The organism is Pareuzebyella sediminis (assembly GCF_008367235.1).
GTDB classification, from domain to species: Bacteria; Bacteroidota; Bacteroidia; order Flavobacteriales; family Flavobacteriaceae; genus Pareuzebyella; species Pareuzebyella sediminis.
In genome coordinates this window covers 1153676-1171219 of sequence record NZ_VTZS01000001.1, presented here as the reverse complement: position 1 = coordinate 1171219, position 17544 = coordinate 1153676, and the positions used below count along the sequence as shown (strand labels likewise).

Below are 17544 nucleotides of genomic sequence, written 5' to 3'. Positions count from 1 at the left end.
TGATCAATATAAATTTATGAAATACTATGTTTCAGTGCTCCTCATTGTTTTCATTTTAGGATGCCGGGAAAAGACCTCAAACACGACAGAATCAACAGTGCAAACCGATATCGGGACTGTCGAAGAATGGACACCAGAGATTAAAAAATTGACATCGGGCCCCGCACAGCATTGGTTTGGGTATTACGATAAGCTGCAGGTAGATCCATCCGGGCGTTATGTATTGGGCATGGAAGTAGATACGATACATCGTTCACCTCTCGAACATGATAGACTGATCATTGGCATGGTAGATCTTCATAATGATAATAAATGGATACCCCTTGGCGAGACAAAGGCCTGGGGATGGCAGCAGGGCTGTATGCTACAATGGATTCCTGGTTCAGGGGAAGAGATTATCTGGAACGATATAAAGGATGATCATTACATTAGTAGGATAGTCAATGTTTTTACCAAAAAAGAAAGAATACTTCCGAAGGCCATTTATACAATTAGCAACGACGGAACCTTTGCTCTTGGAACCGAATTCAACCGTATTCAGAAACTACGGCCCGGCTATGGCTATGCGGGAATTCCTGACCCTACTGCGCTAAACCGGCATCCAGATAACATAGGAATCTATAAAATCGATCTAAGTACAGGAGCATCGGAACTTTTAGTGTCCATAGACGAAATGGCCAGGCAGTCGAATCAAGGTGAAGTATTGACTGATTATTGGCATTGGTTCAACCATATTTTAATCAGTCCCGATGATAGCCGTTTTGTGTTTCTGCACCGATGGCGCAAGGAAAAGGGTAATGGCAAAGACATCAAACCCTCTGGATTTATTACTCGAATGGTGACGGCCGACCTTGATGGTTCAAACCGATACATTTTGGATCCTTCGGGGCATACCTCCCATTTTATTTGGAAGAACCCGAATCAAATATGTATGTGGACAAAACCTGTGGGAAAAGAATGGGGTTTCTACCTCTTTACCGATATGACGGAAGAAATTACCCCGGTCGGTGAAGACATAATGGTCGTAAACGGACACAATACCTATATCAATGGAAGCAATAATGAGTGGATTCTCAATGATACATATCCCCAAGGCGATGAACGTCTACAGGAACTTTATCTTTTTCATGTTCCAAGTAGAACCAAAGTTTCCCTCGGCAAGTTTCATGAACCCGAGAAATATACGGGTGAAATGCGCTGCGACCTTCATCCTAGAAATAGTAGTGATGGTACCCTTGTTATTTTTGATTCAACACATGGTGGTGATGGCCGGCAAATGTATATGATCGATATTTCGACGGTACTAAACAGTGAACTTAACGACGAGTAATTTCATTGGTGGTGTACTCCCTCTTGTAGTCTCTCGGAGTTCTTTTTGTGATCGCTTTGAATTGCCGATTGAAGTTGGAAAGCGTCTGGAAACCACTGTTGTAGCAAGCTTGGGAAACATTCATCCTCTTTTCGATAAGTAGTTTGCATGCATGGCCGATCCGAATTTCGCTAACGAATTCAGAAAACGATTTGTTGGCGTGTACCTTAAAATACCGACTGAAAGAAGTCGGCGTCATATTGGTCAATTCGGCTAAATCGGACAATGCCATTTTCCCTTTAAAATTCTTCATGACGTGTGCATAAACACGATACATTTTTTCGGTGTCTGCTTCTTTAAGGGTGTTGGTGTAACCTGGGCTGGCCAATAACCTATATTCTTTAGTCTTGCTGATGAAGTTGAGTATCTTTAAAAGATAGAGCATTCCGTCAAAGTCTTTTAGGGATATGAGCGTTTTGATCATTGATCCCAGTTTTTCAGCGGTCTTTCCGGTAAATTCGATACCTCTTAAGCTTCTTGCAAAAACCTGTCGTAAACGAATGGCCTCTTCCGTTTGTAAAAATTCCCTACCCAAGAAGTCTTCCTTGAAATATACTACCGCCCCTTCAGACCATGCAATATCACTTGCTTGATCGATATCCTGGTCATTGCGCCAAAGATGGGGAAGGTTAGGCCCAGTAAAGGTAATATCTCCCGTTTTGAAGGGCTGTACGCTGTCTCCGATAAAACGGGTGCCTTTTCCTTTTAAGACCAAAAAAAGTTGGTATTCCGAGTGAAAATGCCAGTTGGGGTCGAAAACAGGTTCTTTCAGAAATTTGGCTTTATAGGCTCGGGTTTCAGGTATGGGAGACTTTTGAAGGGCAGTTTTCACAATCGTGTTTTAAAATAATGCCGTAAGCAAACTATATACTCTAAATTATCAAAAAAAACCTTTTTAGAAGTGTTAAAAGATATAAAAAAGTCAGTATGGGATATGTGACAGTGTTTTTTTCATAGAAATTATGCTTATAATTGACGTTGAAAAAATCAATTCCCATGAAATTCAACAGCTCGACCTTCGGTATTTTCTTAACGCTTTTCTTATGTATTAGCTGTGGAACTACCAAAAAAGAAAAATCTGATGATAGCCCAAGAAGAATAGAGATTCTTTTTTTGGGCCACGCCTTGGAACATCACGATTCAGGTGCTTATTTTCCCATATTGGCCTCGGCTTTGACCAAGGATGGTATTAATATTACCTACACGGAAGATGTAAACGACCTAAATCCCGAGAAATTATCGCTGTATGATGGGTTGATCATCTATGCCAATCACGATGAAATATCTTCATCCCAAGAAAAAGCCCTGTTGAACTATGTACGTGAAGGTCATGCTTTTATACCCTTGCATTGTGCAAGTTTTTGTTTTAGAAATTCACCAGAGTACGTAGATATGGTCGGGGCTCAGTTTAAGGAGCACGGGACCGGAACGTTCACCGCGGATATCGTAGCAAAGGATCACCCTATCATGCAAAACGTTGAACCTTTCTCCACATGGGACGAGACTTACGTCCACGATAAAATAGCGGAAGACATCAATGTGTTGATGGAACGGGTAGAGGGTGAACATCACGAACCTTGGACGTGGGTAAAGAATTATGGGCAAGGAAAAGTATTTTATACCGCTTACGGGCATGATGAGCGTACATGGAGCCATCCTGGTTTTCAAAATTTGGTAAAGGAAGGTATTCTTTGGGCGGTCCCTGAAAAAGCAAAAGAAAATTGGATGGCCTTTGCCAAAGATATCCCCACATTGCACTATGAGGAAAAACCCAATATCCCTAATTATGAGAAAAGAGACCCCGCTCCAAAATATCAGCTTCCCTTAACGGCGGAAGAATCAAAAAAACTAATTCAGGTTCCTGCCGGTTTTGAATTGGAACTCTTCGTTTCCGAGCCGGACATCATCAATCCCATTGCCATGAACTGGGATGAAAGGGGCCGACTATGGGTTATAGAGACGGTAGATTATCCCAATACGGTGCGAAACGATACCGGAGTAGGTGATGACCGGGTAAAAATTTGTGAAGATACTGATGGCGACGGGAAAGCGGACAAGTTTACAGTTTTTGCGGAAAACCTAAATATACCCACTAGTTTTTCATTTTATGATGGAGGCATCGTTGTATCGCAAGCACCGCACTTTCTGTTTCTTAAAGATACCGATGGAGACGATAGGGCAGATGTACGTGAGGTTATGATAGACGGCTGGGGCACTTTTGATACACATGCAGGACCATCAAACCTACAATATGGTATGGATAATCAACTGTATGGAGTTGTGGGGTATTCAGGTTTTGAAGGTCAGATTTTTGGGAAGGATTTTAAGTTTAACCAAAACGTGTACAGGTTCCATCCCAAAAAAAGCATATTTGAAGTATTGACCAATACTAGTAATAATACTTGGGGATTGGGGATAACGGAAGACAATGCCATTTTTGCCTCTACTGCCAATAATACGCACAGTGTATTTTTAGGAATACCCAATGCAGCCTTGGAGCAGATAGAGGGTATTCCCGCCCAGGGTAGCATGAAGATAGATGGCCATTACGACATGCAGGCCATTACCCCCAATGTGAGACAGGTAGACGTTTTTGGTGGTTTTACGGCCGCCGCCGGGCACCATTTTTATATCGCACGGAAGTACCCTAGTAATTATTGGAACAAAATTGCCTTTGTGTGTGAACCGACGGGGGGCGTGGTTCATATGGCTAAAATACAGAAAGATGGTGCAGGATATAAGGAGTTGGACGGAGGCAACTTGTTTGCCAGTTCGGATGAGTGGGTTTCACCCGTGGAGGCAAAGGTAGGGCCCGATGGCAACGTTTGGGTGGCCGATTGGTATAACTTTATCGTACAGCACAACCCAACACCAAGTAAGGAAAGGGGTGGTTTCAATGCTGAGAACGGTGATGGAAATGCCTATGTAAACCCTTTACGGGACAAGTCCAGAGGGCGTATTTGGAGAGTCATTCCCAAGGGAGCGGAGGAATCGGAAGCGTTTGTTTTAGACCCCACCGATACGGATGCGCTGGTAGAAGCGCTGGATCATTCGAACATGTTCTGGAGAATGACGGCACAACGGCTGCTGGTACAAAATGGCAATACTGAAGTCTTGCCTGACCTATATAAAATGGTGAACAATAATGTGGTCGATAATATGGGTATGAATAAAGGAGCGTTACATGCCTTATGGACTATCGATGGTTTGGTGTCAGTAGAAACCAACAAGGAAGCGCGCAATGTGGTGGCGGGAGCACTTTATCATCCTGCTGCCCCTGTTCGTAGAGGTGCCATTCAAATACTTTCCGGTACTGAAAAATCAGTGGAAGCTGTAGTGAAATCAAATGTGTTGAACGATAAAGATCCAGCGGTACGTTTGGCGGCTATACTCTATATCACGGAAAGGGAACCCTCTGATGAATTAGGTGCGGAGATATTCAAAATAAGCAAAGATCAGCCCGTTCTTACCGATAATTGGTTGGCAAAGGCCGCTTATGCCGCGGCCGGAAAACATAGTACGGGTTTTATGAACAGTTTCAAAGCCGCAAACCCGGCTATGGATCTGGAAAAATTGGGACAAAACCAAAGACAGGCAGAAAACTATGATGACAGTGCATGGGAAACGATGGAATTGCCGCAGACCATTGAAGATGCGGGACTGGACATAGATGGTATTATCTGGTTCAGGAAAAAATTCAAATTTAAGCCCGAAGAATCGACCATTTTGTCACTAGGCCCTATCGATGAGTCGGATATCGTTTATCTGAATGGCGAGCAAATTGGTTTTACCGAGGATGACTATACTAGAAATCGGTATTATAGAATTGACAAGGAACTTTTTAAAAGTGGAGAAAATGTACTGGCTGTTCGAGTGGAGGACGCCGAGGGCCCCGGGGGATTCTATGGCAAACCCGATCAAATGTTCATCAGAGTGGGAGGGTGGTCCAGCGATAAAGAATTCCCACTTGCGGGAATTTGGAAATATGAAGTAGAAACCGACTTTTCAAAAACTCCAAAAAATGCATTTGGAGGAAGTTCACTCGCCGAGGTATTTGCAAAAAGTTACATGAATAAAGGATTGGATGCAGAGGCATCGGATGTTGCCAATTCAGAAAACAGCGTGGTCATTAATATCAAAACTGTAGAAAACGAAATGAAGTTTGATAAGACAGAGTTTGTCGTTGAAGCAGGAAAGAACGTGGAACTGGTTTTGGAAAATGTGGATTTTATGCAACATAATCTAGTCATTGTGAGGCCCGGAACCAAAGCAAAGGTAGGTGCCGCGGCAGACAAACTAGCGATGGATCCCAACGGGGCTACGCAAAATTATGTACCTAGAATGTCGGAAGTACTCTATGCCACGGCATTGGTGAATCCGGACCAAACCGTGACCTTGCGATTCACGGCTCCTTCGGAGCCTGGCGAATACCCCTATATATGTACTTTTCCAGGGCACTGGCGTATCATGCAGGGCGTAATGAAGGTAGTGGCTAATCCAATTTAAAAAAATGAAAGGAAAATTGAAATACGGGGTAAGCACATGGCTTTGGCAATCACCATTCGATGAAAGTACATTGGCCTTATTTCCCAAAATAAAAAAGATGGGCTACGACTTGGTCGAGATACCAGTAGAAGATCCGGCCCTTATCGATGGAGAAACCGTCAAAAAGGCTCTGTCGGAAAACGGATTATCAGCGACGGTTTGTGGGGTATTTGGACCGACCAAAGATTTGACCCATGAAGACCCCACGATACATACCCAATGTTTTGATTATCTGGAAAAGTGTTTTAAACTATGCAATACCTTGGACGTGAACTTCGTTGCCGGACCTATGTATTCAGCAGTGGGAAAGGCAAGAATGATACCCGAGGAACAACGAAAAAGGGAGTGGGACCTAGCCGTGACCAACTTAAAAAAAGTATGTAAGATGGCCGCGTCAAGTGGTGTTTCAATTGCTCTCGAACCGTTGAATCGTTTTGAATCCGATATGGTCAATACTGCCGAAGATGTGATGCGTCTTGTAAACGATATCAATCATCCTGCGGCTAAAGTTTTACTGGATGGTTTTCACATGACCATCGAAGAGAAAAATATTCGTGAAGCGATTCGTACTGTAGGTGATAAATTGATTCATGTACAAGTTTCAGAAAACCATAGGGGAATACCCGGTACCGGTTTAACCCCTTGGACCGATTTTAAGGAAGGTCTTAAGGATATTAATTATGAAGGTGCTATAGTAATTGAGAGCTTTACCCCCGAGATTAAGGAATTGGCGGCAGCAGTTTGTATATGGAAAACGATGGCTAAAAGTCAAGATGACTTTGCCAGCCAAGGGTTACAACATATAAAGAAAACGTTTAAAGACTAAGAATAGAGACATGGAGAATAAAAAAATCAGAGTGGCTATTATTGGATTAGGTTTCGGAGCCGAGTTCATTCCTATTTATAAAAAATATCGCAATGCCGAGCTCGTAGCAGTCTGCCAAAGAAACGAGGAGAAACTCAATGAGATTGCCGATGCCTTTGATGTACCCAAAAGATATACTTCGTATGAAGAACTTTTAAAAGATCCCGATATAGATGCGGTACATATCAATACACCTATTCCAGCCCATGGCCAACAATCTATTGCCGCTTTAAAGGCCGGTAAGCACGTGGCTTGTACGGTTCCAATGGCCACAACGGTCGAAGAATGTGAGGAAATTGTGCGGTTGACCGAAGAAACGGGACTAACGTATATGATGATGGAAACTGTGGTGTACGCCAGAGAGTTTTTATTTATGAAAGAGTTATATGAAAATGGTGAACTGGGTAAGGTTCAGTTTTTGAAGGCCAGCCACCAGCAAGATATGGACGGATGGCCGAATTACTGGCCTGGACTACCGCCTATGCATTATGCAACCCATTGCGTGGGTCCGGTTTTGGCATTGACCCAAGATGAAGCTGAATATGTATCCTGTTTCGGATCGGGAACGATACGCGAAGAGTTGATATCGAATTATAACTCGCCATATGCCGTCGAAACCACACATATAAAATTTAAGGATTCCGATTTGAGCGCACAGGTCTATCGGTCTCTTTTCGATGTCGCGCGCCAGTATCGCGAAAGTTTTGAAGTATATGGGTCGAAAAAATCGGTAGAGTGGCCGTTGATAGAAGGAAAACCCCTCGTGGTCCATACAGCTAAAAAACCTGAACCTGAAATTCCGGAGGAGGTAGAGAGTCCTGATTTTGCCAAGCTGCTTCCTAAAGAGATACAATCGTTTACCACCCAAGGTGTTTATGATGACGAGCACGAACATTTGTCATTTACCCAAGGTGCAGGACACGGCGGTTCCCATCCACATTTGGTACACGCTTTCGTGGATGCTTTGGTTACGGGAAAGCCGCCCTACCCAAATGCAAAACAATCGGCCAACATCACCTGTGTGGGCATATTGGCCCATGAGTCGGCACAAAAAGGCGGTGAACTGATCAAATTACCTGATTTTACACTGTCTTAAGCCCTATCGGAACGTGAGACCTTAAAGCTTCAGAATACGCTGTAGCTCAACATCGGATATTGTTAGAAGACCTGATTTTGGTAGCCTCTTGGTCATCGTTTTCCAATTGGGGTCTTCCTTGAATACCTTTTTAAATATCGGAAGTGCTTCCTTGAATCTATGGTTGTTGGCCAATGCGATAGCCGTCCAATATTTCATTTCAAGGTTCTCTGGAAATAGATTTCTTGCCGCGGCGTATTCGGCCAAGGCACTATCCATATTGTCGACCTCCACGGCAAGATCACCCCGGTTCATATGCTCGTAGGCACGATGGACTTTCAACAGCCGGTCGAGTTCGATTAAGGGTTCTTCACTATCATCTACCCGTAGATTCACCTTTTTGTCTTCCCAAATGTTTTTGACGGGTTCGGCATGTACGACGATAAGGGCGGCTGATTGTTTTCCGCGTATATCACCACCGGCCTTTTGTGCCGCAAGTAGCACTTGTACCACTCTTTCGGCCAAAGGCAAATCACTATGGACTTTAAAAGCCCTAGCCATTGCTGGCACCACACTATCATTGAGCATCATATTGGCTTGAACGGCATAATTATCCCCGATAATATGGTTTGCCGAAGCGACACAATTTTTTCCGGTAAAGGAAGCGCTATTTCCATGAACGTCAAGAAACCCTACTTGCCTGAAGTTTTTGCCATCATCCTGAGCGGTAAGCATTTGTAATGCTTCTTCCGCAGTTTCCCCCTCTTCCATAAGTTGCAGCCCCTTAGGCCCGTAGGCAGGGTTGACAAATGATTGCGTGGCCACCACGCCAACACCTGACTTTCCCCAAGAAACTATTGTACCCACGGAGAACCAATGACTTTGTACCCCAACGGCCATTTCCCCGGTATTTTTATCCCTAGCTACGATTGAAAAAGTATGGGCAAACTGCTCTTGGTAGACCCTTTGCGCCGATATCCTGTTTTGAATCCCCATAAGAAGAGATATCAACAAGGTTATTGTGAAGGAATACTTCATAGTATTATGCGGTTTATATATGTGAAAACGAATATAACGAAAAGGTACTTTAAAACTTGGGGTCGTTTCGTCACAGCCTACAACTCGGTAGGGAATAATGGCAATTCGGAATTCCTTTTTTAAGACTTCCGCTGTTCTTTTTTAATTTCGTTTTTCTTTGAATAGGGCAGCGAATTTCAAAATGACTTCTTGGTAATGCCAATGGATATACCTAGAATTTTATAATTATTTAACTTAGGGGTTGAATCCTCATTTTGTATGGTGGATAAGCTTCTTTATTCGACGATAGGCGTTTTACAAATACCCATATACTATGCTAAAATCCTTAAAGGAACTGATTAGGGCGACTATTGTCGGAACATCAATTTTTGTGGTATTCTTCTGCATTTATTATATAAGGGGAGACTATGATAACGGATTAGATTTCTCCTTACTTTTAAAAAACTATGCCATAAACCTATTGTACAGTATTATCATTTATATGGCAGATGCCTTTTTGATTAGGCATCTTCTACAAAGATTCGATAAAAACCTCTTCTCTGGCAGACGTTTTTTTATTTCCCTAGGGTCTTTGGTAGTAGTTTCCCTAATGGCTTTGTTCGTAGCTCGGTTCGTTCATGAAGTAATTATTGAAAAAACAGACGTACAAGCTTTCCTCGCAGCCCAAAGTCTTCAATACTACGGTGTTTCTATGTTGGTCGCTATCGTTGTAGCGATGATTTTCTTTGCTTTTTTTTATTATAAATACCGTCAGGAGTTCAAGGTAAAGGAACAAAAGATAATTGCGGGTGCCGCCTCGGCAAAATTCGATGCACTAAAAAACCAGTTAGACCCACATTTTCTATTCAATAGCCTCAATGTGTTGACCAGCCTTATCGAAGAAGATCCATATCAAGCCCAAAAGTTCACGACCCTACTCTCAAAGGTCTATCGTTATGTACTTGAGCAAAAGGGCAAAGAATTGGTGTCTATTGACGAAGAACTGAAATTCGCAAAAACATATGTAAGACTTTTAAAAATGCGTTTCGAAGACAGTATCGTGTTCGATATTCCTGATAAGTCGGTAGTTCATGAAGGTAAAATTGTACCCTTATCGTTGCAACTTTTGTTAGAAAATGCCGTCAAACATAATGTAGTAACTTCGGAAAGACCATTACATATTAAAGTATTTGAAGAAGGAAATGTACTGGTGGTGGTCAACAATCTTCAGGAAAAGCAAGTTGTTAAAAAGAGTAGTGGGGTAGGACTTCGCAATATACGTCAGCGCTATGGCCTGCTCACCGATCGTACCTTGGATATTGAGCGATCGGAAGTAGAATTTCGCGTGTGTTTGCCGATTCTCTCTAAATTGATTTCTAAAATGGAAACCCAAGAAGAATACATTGCCGATAAGCGTTACGAGAAGGCAAAACAACGGGTAGAAAATATAAAGGGGTTTTACGGTAATGTATTGGCATACTGTATAGTCATTCCTTTTTTGGTGATTCTTAATTATAAAACGACGAGTTTTCCATGGGTATTGTTCCCTATTTTCGGATGGGGCTTTGGTGTACTCATACATGGTATGGAGGCTTTTGGTTTTAACCCAATACTAGGAAAAGGTTGGGAGGAGAAAAAGATGAGAGAGTATATGGACGATGAAAACTTTTAGTACAGCACCACGGGAACCAATTTCCGTATAACGGAAAAACTATAAAAGTTTTACGCAAATATGCAATTCATCTCTTAAAAACCACAATTGGGAACTTCATATTTAGACAGGGTAAGTTTTTAAGGGAAATTTGAAACAATAAACCAATAAAACGAAAGATTATGGCAAATTATGAAAGTGAAAATAAATACTTAAGAGCAAAGGACCGTGTCGAGAAAATAAAGAAGTTTTACACCAGTTTAATCTCTTATTTTGTCTTTATTACATTTCTGGCCGCACTGAACTATTACGTTGATAAATGGCAGTACCCGTGGTTTTTATGGGCGGCATTCGGTTGGGGATTTGGACTAGCTTTTCAAGCATTGAAGGTTTTTGGATTTGATCCTTTTTTTGGGAAAAATTGGGAAGAACGAAAAATCAAGGAATTTATGAACGAGGATGAAAACAAAAGGCAGTGGCAATAGAATGTCGGATTTACGCAAAAGTGAAAGTGAGGTAGAAGGCTAAAACCCAAGAAGATGCTTTTCAAAAGAACTATATTATAAAACTCAGAATATGCAATCTAATAGAATAGATAAAAAACAAAGAGCCAAAAAACGCGTAGAAGAGTTAAAGGGTTTTTACATTCACTCAATAGTGTACGTTCTTGTCAACCTTTTTATACTAATTTCAACAGTGATTGCTAGAACGAGGGGCGGCGAAGGGCTGTCGGATGCTCTTTTCAATTTCGGTACTTTGGCGACTCCTTTTTTTTGGGGTATAGGCCTCACCTTTCACGCGGCCAAGGTATTCTCTTTTAATCCGTTTTTCAATAAGGAATGGGAGGAAAGACAAATCGAAAAATACATGGAGGAAGATAAAAAGAATGCCCATAAATATAGTACCCGAACCAAAGATAATTAAGCAACTTTGGAACAACATAATTTATGCCCTTGGCCTTTGTAGGGATGTAGGTATACAAGTTTGTGGGTCTAGATGTTCTTTTTTGCTAGTTAGCTAGGGGTTGCAAAGCGGTGGGAAAACAGTAAAAAAGATAAGGAAGAATACCAAAAAGGTCCATAAATTAATTTGTTTACCAGTGTTTCTAACTGAATACTGAGTCAAGTTGTCGTTAAAAAACAAAATTTAAAATGACCACCATAATCATAGAGGATGAAAAACCAGCGGCTAGAAGACTGTCTCGCTTGCTCAAAGATTTAGAAATCGAAGTGTCGACCATGCTACATTCTGTGGAAGAGGCTATTGTTTGGTTCGAAAAGAATAAGCACCCGGACCTTATTTTTTTGGATATTCAGCTTTCCGACGGACTATCTTTTGAGATTTTTGAAGCTGTCGAAATTAATAGCGCCATTATTTTTACCACGGCTTATGATGAATATGCCCTTAAGGCATTTAAGCTGAACAGTATTGACTATTTGTTGAAACCTATAGACGACGAAGAATTGGCGATGGCCGTGAAAAAATATCTTTCCACGGATAGGAGACCTAAAAAATTGGCACTTGATTTTGAGGATATCAAAAGGCTACTGGTAAACCCCTTGGAAAGAGAATATAAAAAGAGATTCACTGCACGAGTTGGCCAGCACCTCAAGATTATCAATGCCGATGAAGTGGAATGTTTTTATAGCGAAAACAAGGGAACTTATTTGGCCACCTCCGAAGGAAGAAATTATCTGCTTGACACGACGTTGGAAAATTTGGAATCGGAATTAGAACCCAAATCATTTTTTCGGGTAAGTCGTAAATTTTATGTCAATATCGATCATATAAAAGACATTGTTTCTTATACGAATTCACGGTTGAAAGTCAAGCTAAATCGATATCAAGACCAAGAAATAATCGTGAGTAGAGAACGTGTTAGGGACTTCAAGCTTTGGTTGGAATGAATAATTATAAATATTTGATAAATAAATATTTATAAAACAGTATAGATTTTTCTTATAGCAGTAATTATCCCAAATTTACTATTTTTCCACCCTGTTTTCATCGAAGGCTGAAGGTAAAAGCTTAGGAATAAGCTTGATGAAAATTGGAAGTAAGACTGCCCCCCCTGGCAATAGAAAAATAGCGAGGGAAGGTATGCTTTTGAAGATGTCCAATAATTGGTTTTGAACCTTTTTCCTTTCTAATGGGGTTAAATCTTTAACCGTAGCTTTTGAGATTAAAAAAACCAATTCTTTGCTCTCTGAGAGTTCCATTAATAGTCGTTTACTGTTTCTAAGAATCAACTTATTGACTACCTTTGACATACTGTCATAGAACTGAACGGCCAAATTATTGTCCTTCAAAAATGCAATGATTTTAGAATTTCTGCGAAAGAACGTTTTTATTTCGTCTAGGGATTGAATGACATTTTTGTTTTCAATGCCCAAATCCGAACCCAAGCTGAAAATAAACTCCGACTCCTGGTAGTCCACCGATTTATCTTCCCAAACCGTAAGGCATGCCACATCTAAAAAATAGCGGTTTTCCCATACAGATCGTCTTTCTAAAAGTTGGTTACGATACGAGCCGTCAAAATTTTGGGCGTTACTATCGATAAAGGTCAATGATGATTCGAACAATTGGGCAAGACGTTCATCACTTTTATTTTTTTCTTTTGAACTAAGGGCATGATATGTGACATTGATCGTGAGATACTCCAAGGCCTGTGCGTATGCTTTTAGATTATCAGGTTGGTTGAGGTATCTTTTGAAAAGAAGCACGTCTATGAACAGTAGAGAGTTGGTAATGATACTGTTAAAGGTTTTACTGATCATGTTGTCCTCCAAGTATACTCTAGAATCGATAAGCTTTTCGAGTTGGGCCGACGTTTTTCTTCCCGTAAGTATTTTATTAAGAAATGATATGCGGCTAACTTCAAGGGTTTTATAGAATTGGAAAATTCTTTCTAAAAAGACAGCAAAATCTTTTTCTTTAGTTTCCAATCTAAAAGCCCCATACAGACCTGTTAACAGATTTATTTTTGCTTTTTCGTCTTCGGAGAGCACGTGTTGAAGCACAATGAATTTTGGGACTTTAACATTGATGCCGTATACAAACCCTAAACGTTTCAACGTAGCATATAAGCTGCCAAAATCACTATATATACTTCGTTCATGCTCAACTAGGGAACCAAATTTATCTATCCAACCAGATGCAGATGGGTTCATGCGTACTTTGATTTCGGGAGCCAAAATACTACAAAATCGAATAAGATTTCCCAAAGGGGGGTTATTGTTGACCGTTTAGAATTCCCATCGAAATTTTGATTAACGTTTTTTTAACACTTAAAACCAAACCTCCAATAGAAAGCACCGTAAGTAAGGGTGATAAAAGCAAATATTAACCTCTAATTACTTTAAAATGAAAAACACGAAACTTTTGATTGGTCTTGGATTCTTGACCATAGTCGGCATTGTTTTAGTGGCGGCTGATCACATAGATGCACCTGGAACGACAGGTAATACCGCCGATATCTCGGATTTCTATGGATTTGAGTCACCTTCCAATCCTGATAATACAGTATTTATTATAGACCTGCAGACCAACGTTTTACCTGATTTGGCATATGGGGAATTTGATGAAAATGTACTGACCGAAATCAATATCGACACCGATAACGACCTGATAGAAGATTTAGTAATCCAAGCGCTTCCCAGGGGAGATACGATGTATTTCTTTGGCCCGGCAGCCCCTGACATGACTGGAAGGGAAAGTGAGGTATTGACTGATTTTCCATTAGGGCAAGTCGCTATTTCAGATGCTGATGCCCTGACCACAACAACGGAAGCTGGTGTTTCCCTGTTCGCCGGTCCTAGGCAAGACCCGTTCTTTTTCGATTTTGGCCAGTTCAACAAAGTTATTGGCGGGAACGCCCCTGAAGGTTTTTTGCCGGAAGGTGAAGCGGTAGATACCTTCGATGGTGCCAATACCATGTCTCTAGTGGTGGAAATACCAAATAGCATGCTAGGCGAAACTACCGCGACCAATGTTCTTGGGCTCTCCGTTTATAAGACGTGGGTCACCACCAACAGAAAGCAATAATAAACAATCTAAAAACATAACATGATGAAATTACATACAATAAAATTTACGTTTATGGTGCTATGTGCAGCCACAATGATTGTCGGATGTGCAGATGACGATACTATGGAAACCATGGCGCAATCTACTTGTAGCGACGGTTTGATGAATGGTGACGAGACCGGGGTCGATTGTGGGGGCACTGATTGTCAACCCTGCGATGAAAATATGATTGCGCCTCCCGACTTTTCCGGCACCTATGCCCAAGTCGACTTTATGGGCCGACCTGGAATTGGTACGGTTTTGGTAATCGACGAGTTCAAAGACTTTTATAATCAAGCAAGACCGGCCAACATACAAGAGTCGTACCGTCAAGACTTTGAGGACCGTTTAGAAGGACTGCATGATGTTTATGCTCAACTATTGGGGCTAAACCCGGAAGATGTCAATTATCAACCCAATATTTTAGGCGATATTTTGAACGGAGCCGATCAAGACGGCTTTACTAATAACCCTGTTACGGCGGAGGTGTTGACCAGCGTTTTGGCACAAGACGTGTTGGAGATTGCACCCGATTTACCGACGACCTATTTTAACCCCGGTTCAGGTGCGCCTAATTACGAAGGGGCCATCGGTTTAACAGGAAGGACGTTACAGGATGATGTTATAGACGTATCCCTTATACTTCTTTTCGGAGGAGGTGACGGAGCACGGTTTAATGGGCAAGAAGTGGAAGGTGTAGGAAATTTTCCACGACTAGTCTCGGATGGTGTGGGTTTTACCGCGAATCCAACAGAAACATTCCCTTATTTGGGAGCTCCTGAGTAAGATTTTAATCTATGAAGAAGAAGGAGCGGGGAGGGCGGTCTTTGCTACCCTCCCTTTATTCCAACTTTTACAATTATCTCATTCAAGCTATACCCTGTTGAATAATGGGCAGCTCGATCCTAAACTTGAAAACATGAGTAGAAATTACGTTTTAATAGGCATACTCCTCATTTTACTGGGTTCTTGCGACCTATCTGAAAACCCCGACAAGATTACCGATAAAAACGACTACGACAAATATTTGGTAGCTAATCACGGTAAGGCCACCTCTAAATATTTTGAGATTTGGAATTCTAAAATACGACCTGACAGCTCGCAATTGATGAGTTTTGGCATTGTCGGAGGTGAATATGAACGTTTTTTTAAAAATACGGGAGATATCCAATATCTCAAGAAAGCCGAAGCTGTACTGAGAAAGGCGGCCGACATTGCTGCCATCGGAAAGGCAGGAATTTATAGGGCATTGGCCAGAAATTATATTTCACAACATCGATTTAAGGAAGCCCTTCAGTTTGCTGATTCAGCAAGAGCCTTCAACAGTGGGGTAGAAGCTTCCCAAAGTTTGCTTTTCGATGTGCATATGGAATTGGGCAATTACAACATGGCGAAAAAATACCTAGATAGTCTAAAACACATGTCCAATTTTGGATATTTGATCCGTCTGTCAAAGTGGAACGATCACCTAGGTGATCTCGGTACGGCCATACATTTTATGGAAAAAGCTACCAAAAAGGCAAAATCCTCTAATAATGAAGCCTTACAGTTGTGGGCATATACCAATTTAGCCGATTTCTATGGTCATGCAGGTCGAATTGAAGATTCCTATTCCTACTATTTAAAAGCTTTGGAAATCGATTCTGACAATGCCTACGCTAAGAAAGGAATTGCATGGATCGTTTTTTCCCACGAAAAGAAACCAGAAGAAGCCATGCGTATTCTCGATTCGGTAACGAAGACCTATAGCGCTCCCGATTACTTTCTATTAAAAGCTGAGATTGCCGGTTACCTGAACGACGACTTGAAACGCCTTATAAATCTAGACCAATATTTTAAGCTGGTGAGTAATCCTGCGTATGGGAATATGTACAACAGGTACAACATCTCGATATATGTAGACGAAACAGGGCAATTGAACAAGGCTTTTGATCTGGCACAAAAGGAGGTTGAACTTAGGCCTACGCCTGAATCTTACGGTCTTCTAGCTTACACCTATTTGAACAAAGGCGAAAAAAGCAAGGCCAGACAAATTATAGAAGCAAATGTTGAAGGAAAAACATTTGAGCCCAAAGTACTGATGTATGTTGCAAAGATTTATAAAGCGACCGGGGCAATTGATAAAGCTAAAAAGCTCAAAAATGAGCTATCCCAAGCCATATATGAACTCGGACCGCACGCCGAAAAAAGCATCGCCAACTTATAAATCGATTAAAAAGAAGTCTTATGAACCATAATTTTTTTTAGGTTGGAGTGCTCTAAGGTGATATAAATATAATTTCAACACCTTTTTGTTATGAATAATGTAAAAATTAAGAGAGGTTTAACTTTTTAGTAGGAATTGATGTAGGCAATGCATAAGTTTAACTACCCAAAAAATCAATGCTTGTGTAGTAACATCAGAAAATGTTATCGAACACAATGAACTTTAACCCCAATAGTACCCTAAAATAACGATGTTATGGAATACATACTTTTCCTTGTTTGGCTTTCCTTTATGTCCATCTTGTGTTATCGGGTTTTTATTGCTCGACGTGCCCTACGAAAGACACTAAAATCCGGAAAATAAAATTCTAGAGTTTTTTGAATTCCCATAATAACTTGGTTGCGCCTATAATAGGGTTACCTTGTTTTGCGGTAGGCCTTTAACATATCTTCTTTATTCAACAAGCACAAGCGAATTGTCCTCTGCAAGTGTATTACGTCCCCTGCAAGTGTATTAGGTAGGATATAAAATTTTTCTAAAAATTAGATGCCTTTCTGCGTCGATGTTTTTCAAGTAAAGCAGGATGTAAATAATATGCCTTCATAAGCCTATGGTCTTGACCAAAGGCGGCTATGCCCTTAGATTGGTTTCTAATACCAATAGACGGAGTAAAAGGTTTTAAGCAAGTAATCAAATCAAATGGGCTAGGGGTTGGTGGTATTAATGGATAATTTGTCCAACTCAGTTT

Annotated in this window: 14 protein-coding genes; 11 read left to right on the top strand and 3 right to left on the bottom strand. The window is 41.1% G+C overall.

Annotation, left to right across the window (positions count from 1 at the left end; translation table 11 throughout):
• Positions 1–16 precede the first annotated feature (16 nt).
• The gene (locus tag F2B13_RS04925; RefSeq protein ID WP_149303429.1) at positions 17–1330 is read left to right on the top strand and encodes a hypothetical protein; all 1314 of its coding nucleotides are present in this window, start codon (positions 17–19) and stop codon (positions 1328–1330) included.
• Here the strand turns inward: F2B13_RS04925 and F2B13_RS04920 are convergent.
• Entirely contained in the window at positions 1317–2201 is an 885-nt protein-coding gene (locus tag F2B13_RS04920) for an AraC family transcriptional regulator (RefSeq protein WP_149276161.1), read from the bottom strand. The genes F2B13_RS04925 and F2B13_RS04920 overlap by 14 nt on opposite strands.
• Before the next feature lie 164 nt (positions 2202–2365).
• Here F2B13_RS04920 and F2B13_RS04915 point away from each other — a divergent pair, with 164 nt between their 5' ends.
• From F2B13_RS04915 to F2B13_RS04905, 3 genes are read left to right on the top strand one after another with little or no spacing between them, the layout of a single operon-like run.
• On the top strand, positions 2366–5875 hold the full coding sequence (locus F2B13_RS04915) for a PVC-type heme-binding CxxCH protein (protein WP_149303427.1): 3510 nt from the start codon (positions 2366–2368) through the stop codon (positions 5873–5875).
• A gap of 4 nt (positions 5876–5879) precedes the next feature.
• Entirely contained in the window at positions 5880–6740 is an 861-nt protein-coding gene (locus F2B13_RS04910) for a sugar phosphate isomerase/epimerase family protein (RefSeq protein WP_149276159.1), read from the top strand.
• Between the two features lie 10 nt (positions 6741–6750).
• On the top strand, positions 6751–7875 hold the full coding sequence (locus F2B13_RS04905; RefSeq protein WP_149276158.1) for a Gfo/Idh/MocA family oxidoreductase: 1125 nt from the start codon (positions 6751–6753) through the stop codon (positions 7873–7875).
• A gap of 21 nt (positions 7876–7896) precedes the next feature.
• On the opposite strand, the gene F2B13_RS04900 is transcribed toward F2B13_RS04905, so the two are convergent.
• Positions 7897–8892 carry a DUF1028 domain-containing protein gene (locus F2B13_RS04900; protein WP_149303425.1) on the bottom strand — a complete coding sequence of 332 codons (996 nt, stop codon included), beginning with the start codon at positions 8890–8892 and terminating at the stop codon, positions 7897–7899.
• Positions 8893–9205: 313 nt separating this feature from the next.
• Between F2B13_RS04900 and F2B13_RS04895 the strand changes: the two genes are divergently transcribed.
• The 4 genes from F2B13_RS04895 (at position 9206) to F2B13_RS04880 (ending at position 12429) form a co-directional block, all read left to right on the top strand.
• Positions 9206–10543: a 2TM domain-containing protein gene (locus F2B13_RS04895; protein WP_149303423.1), complete on the top strand. Its 1338-nt coding sequence runs from the start codon at positions 9206–9208 to the stop codon at positions 10541–10543.
• 161 nt (positions 10544–10704) lie between these two features.
• Positions 10705–11007, top strand: coding sequence for a 2TM domain-containing protein (locus F2B13_RS04890; protein ID WP_149276155.1), 303 nt, complete (start codon positions 10705–10707; stop codon positions 11005–11007).
• A 91-nt stretch (positions 11008–11098) separates the two neighbouring features.
• On the top strand, positions 11099–11446 hold the full coding sequence (locus F2B13_RS04885) for a 2TM domain-containing protein (RefSeq protein ID WP_149303421.1): 348 nt from the start codon (positions 11099–11101) through the stop codon (positions 11444–11446).
• 227 nt (positions 11447–11673) lie between these two features.
• Positions 11674–12429: a LytR/AlgR family response regulator transcription factor gene (locus F2B13_RS04880; RefSeq protein ID WP_149303420.1), complete on the top strand. Its 756-nt coding sequence runs from the start codon at positions 11674–11676 to the stop codon at positions 12427–12429.
• A gap of 78 nt (positions 12430–12507) precedes the next feature.
• Here the strand turns inward: F2B13_RS04880 and F2B13_RS04875 are convergent, their stop codons facing one another.
• Positions 12508–13695 carry an LETM1-related biofilm-associated protein gene (locus F2B13_RS04875; RefSeq protein WP_149276152.1) on the bottom strand — a complete coding sequence of 396 codons (1188 nt, stop codon included), beginning with the start codon at positions 13693–13695 and terminating at the stop codon, positions 12508–12510.
• A 193-nt stretch (positions 13696–13888) separates the two neighbouring features.
• Between F2B13_RS04875 and F2B13_RS04870 the strand changes: the two genes are divergently transcribed.
• From F2B13_RS04870 to F2B13_RS04860, 3 genes are all read left to right on the top strand, one after another.
• On the top strand, positions 13889–14569 hold the full coding sequence (locus F2B13_RS04870; RefSeq protein WP_149303418.1) for a DUF4331 family protein: 681 nt from the start codon (positions 13889–13891) through the stop codon (positions 14567–14569).
• A gap of 21 nt (positions 14570–14590) precedes the next feature.
• Positions 14591–15376 carry a DUF4331 family protein gene (locus F2B13_RS04865; protein ID WP_232625192.1) on the top strand — a complete coding sequence of 262 codons (786 nt, stop codon included), beginning with the start codon at positions 14591–14593 and terminating at the stop codon, positions 15374–15376.
• A 133-nt stretch (positions 15377–15509) separates the two neighbouring features.
• On the top strand, positions 15510–16796 hold the full coding sequence (locus F2B13_RS04860) for a tetratricopeptide repeat protein (protein WP_149303416.1): 1287 nt from the start codon (positions 15510–15512) through the stop codon (positions 16794–16796).
• Positions 16797–17544: the final 748 nt, after the last annotated feature.

Coding starts and splice junctions, on each gene's coding strand:
- F2B13_RS04925 (WP_149303429.1), top strand. CDS start 17: ATGAAATACTATGTTTCAGTGCTCCTCATTGTTTTCATTTTAGGATGC.
- F2B13_RS04915 (WP_149303427.1), top strand. CDS start 2,366: ATGAAATTCAACAGCTCGACCTTCGGTATTTTCTTAACGCTTTTCTTA.
- F2B13_RS04910 (WP_149276159.1), top strand. CDS start 5,880: ATGAAAGGAAAATTGAAATACGGGGTAAGCACATGGCTTTGGCAATCA.
- F2B13_RS04905 (WP_149276158.1), top strand. CDS start 6,751: ATGGAGAATAAAAAAATCAGAGTGGCTATTATTGGATTAGGTTTCGGA.
- F2B13_RS04900 (WP_149303425.1), bottom strand. CDS start 8,892: ATGAAGTATTCCTTCACAATAACCTTGTTGATATCTCTTCTTATGGGG.
- F2B13_RS04895 (WP_149303423.1), top strand. CDS start 9,206: ATGCTAAAATCCTTAAAGGAACTGATTAGGGCGACTATTGTCGGAACA.
- F2B13_RS04890 (WP_149276155.1), top strand. CDS start 10,705: ATGGCAAATTATGAAAGTGAAAATAAATACTTAAGAGCAAAGGACCGT.
- F2B13_RS04885 (WP_149303421.1), top strand. CDS start 11,099: ATGCAATCTAATAGAATAGATAAAAAACAAAGAGCCAAAAAACGCGTA.
- F2B13_RS04880 (WP_149303420.1), top strand. CDS start 11,674: ATGACCACCATAATCATAGAGGATGAAAAACCAGCGGCTAGAAGACTG.
- F2B13_RS04875 (WP_149276152.1), bottom strand. CDS start 13,695: ATGAACCCATCTGCATCTGGTTGGATAGATAAATTTGGTTCCCTAGTT.
- F2B13_RS04870 (WP_149303418.1), top strand. CDS start 13,889: ATGAAAAACACGAAACTTTTGATTGGTCTTGGATTCTTGACCATAGTC.
- F2B13_RS04865 (WP_232625192.1), top strand. CDS start 14,591: ATGATGAAATTACATACAATAAAATTTACGTTTATGGTGCTATGTGCA.
- F2B13_RS04860 (WP_149303416.1), top strand. CDS start 15,510: ATGAGTAGAAATTACGTTTTAATAGGCATACTCCTCATTTTACTGGGT.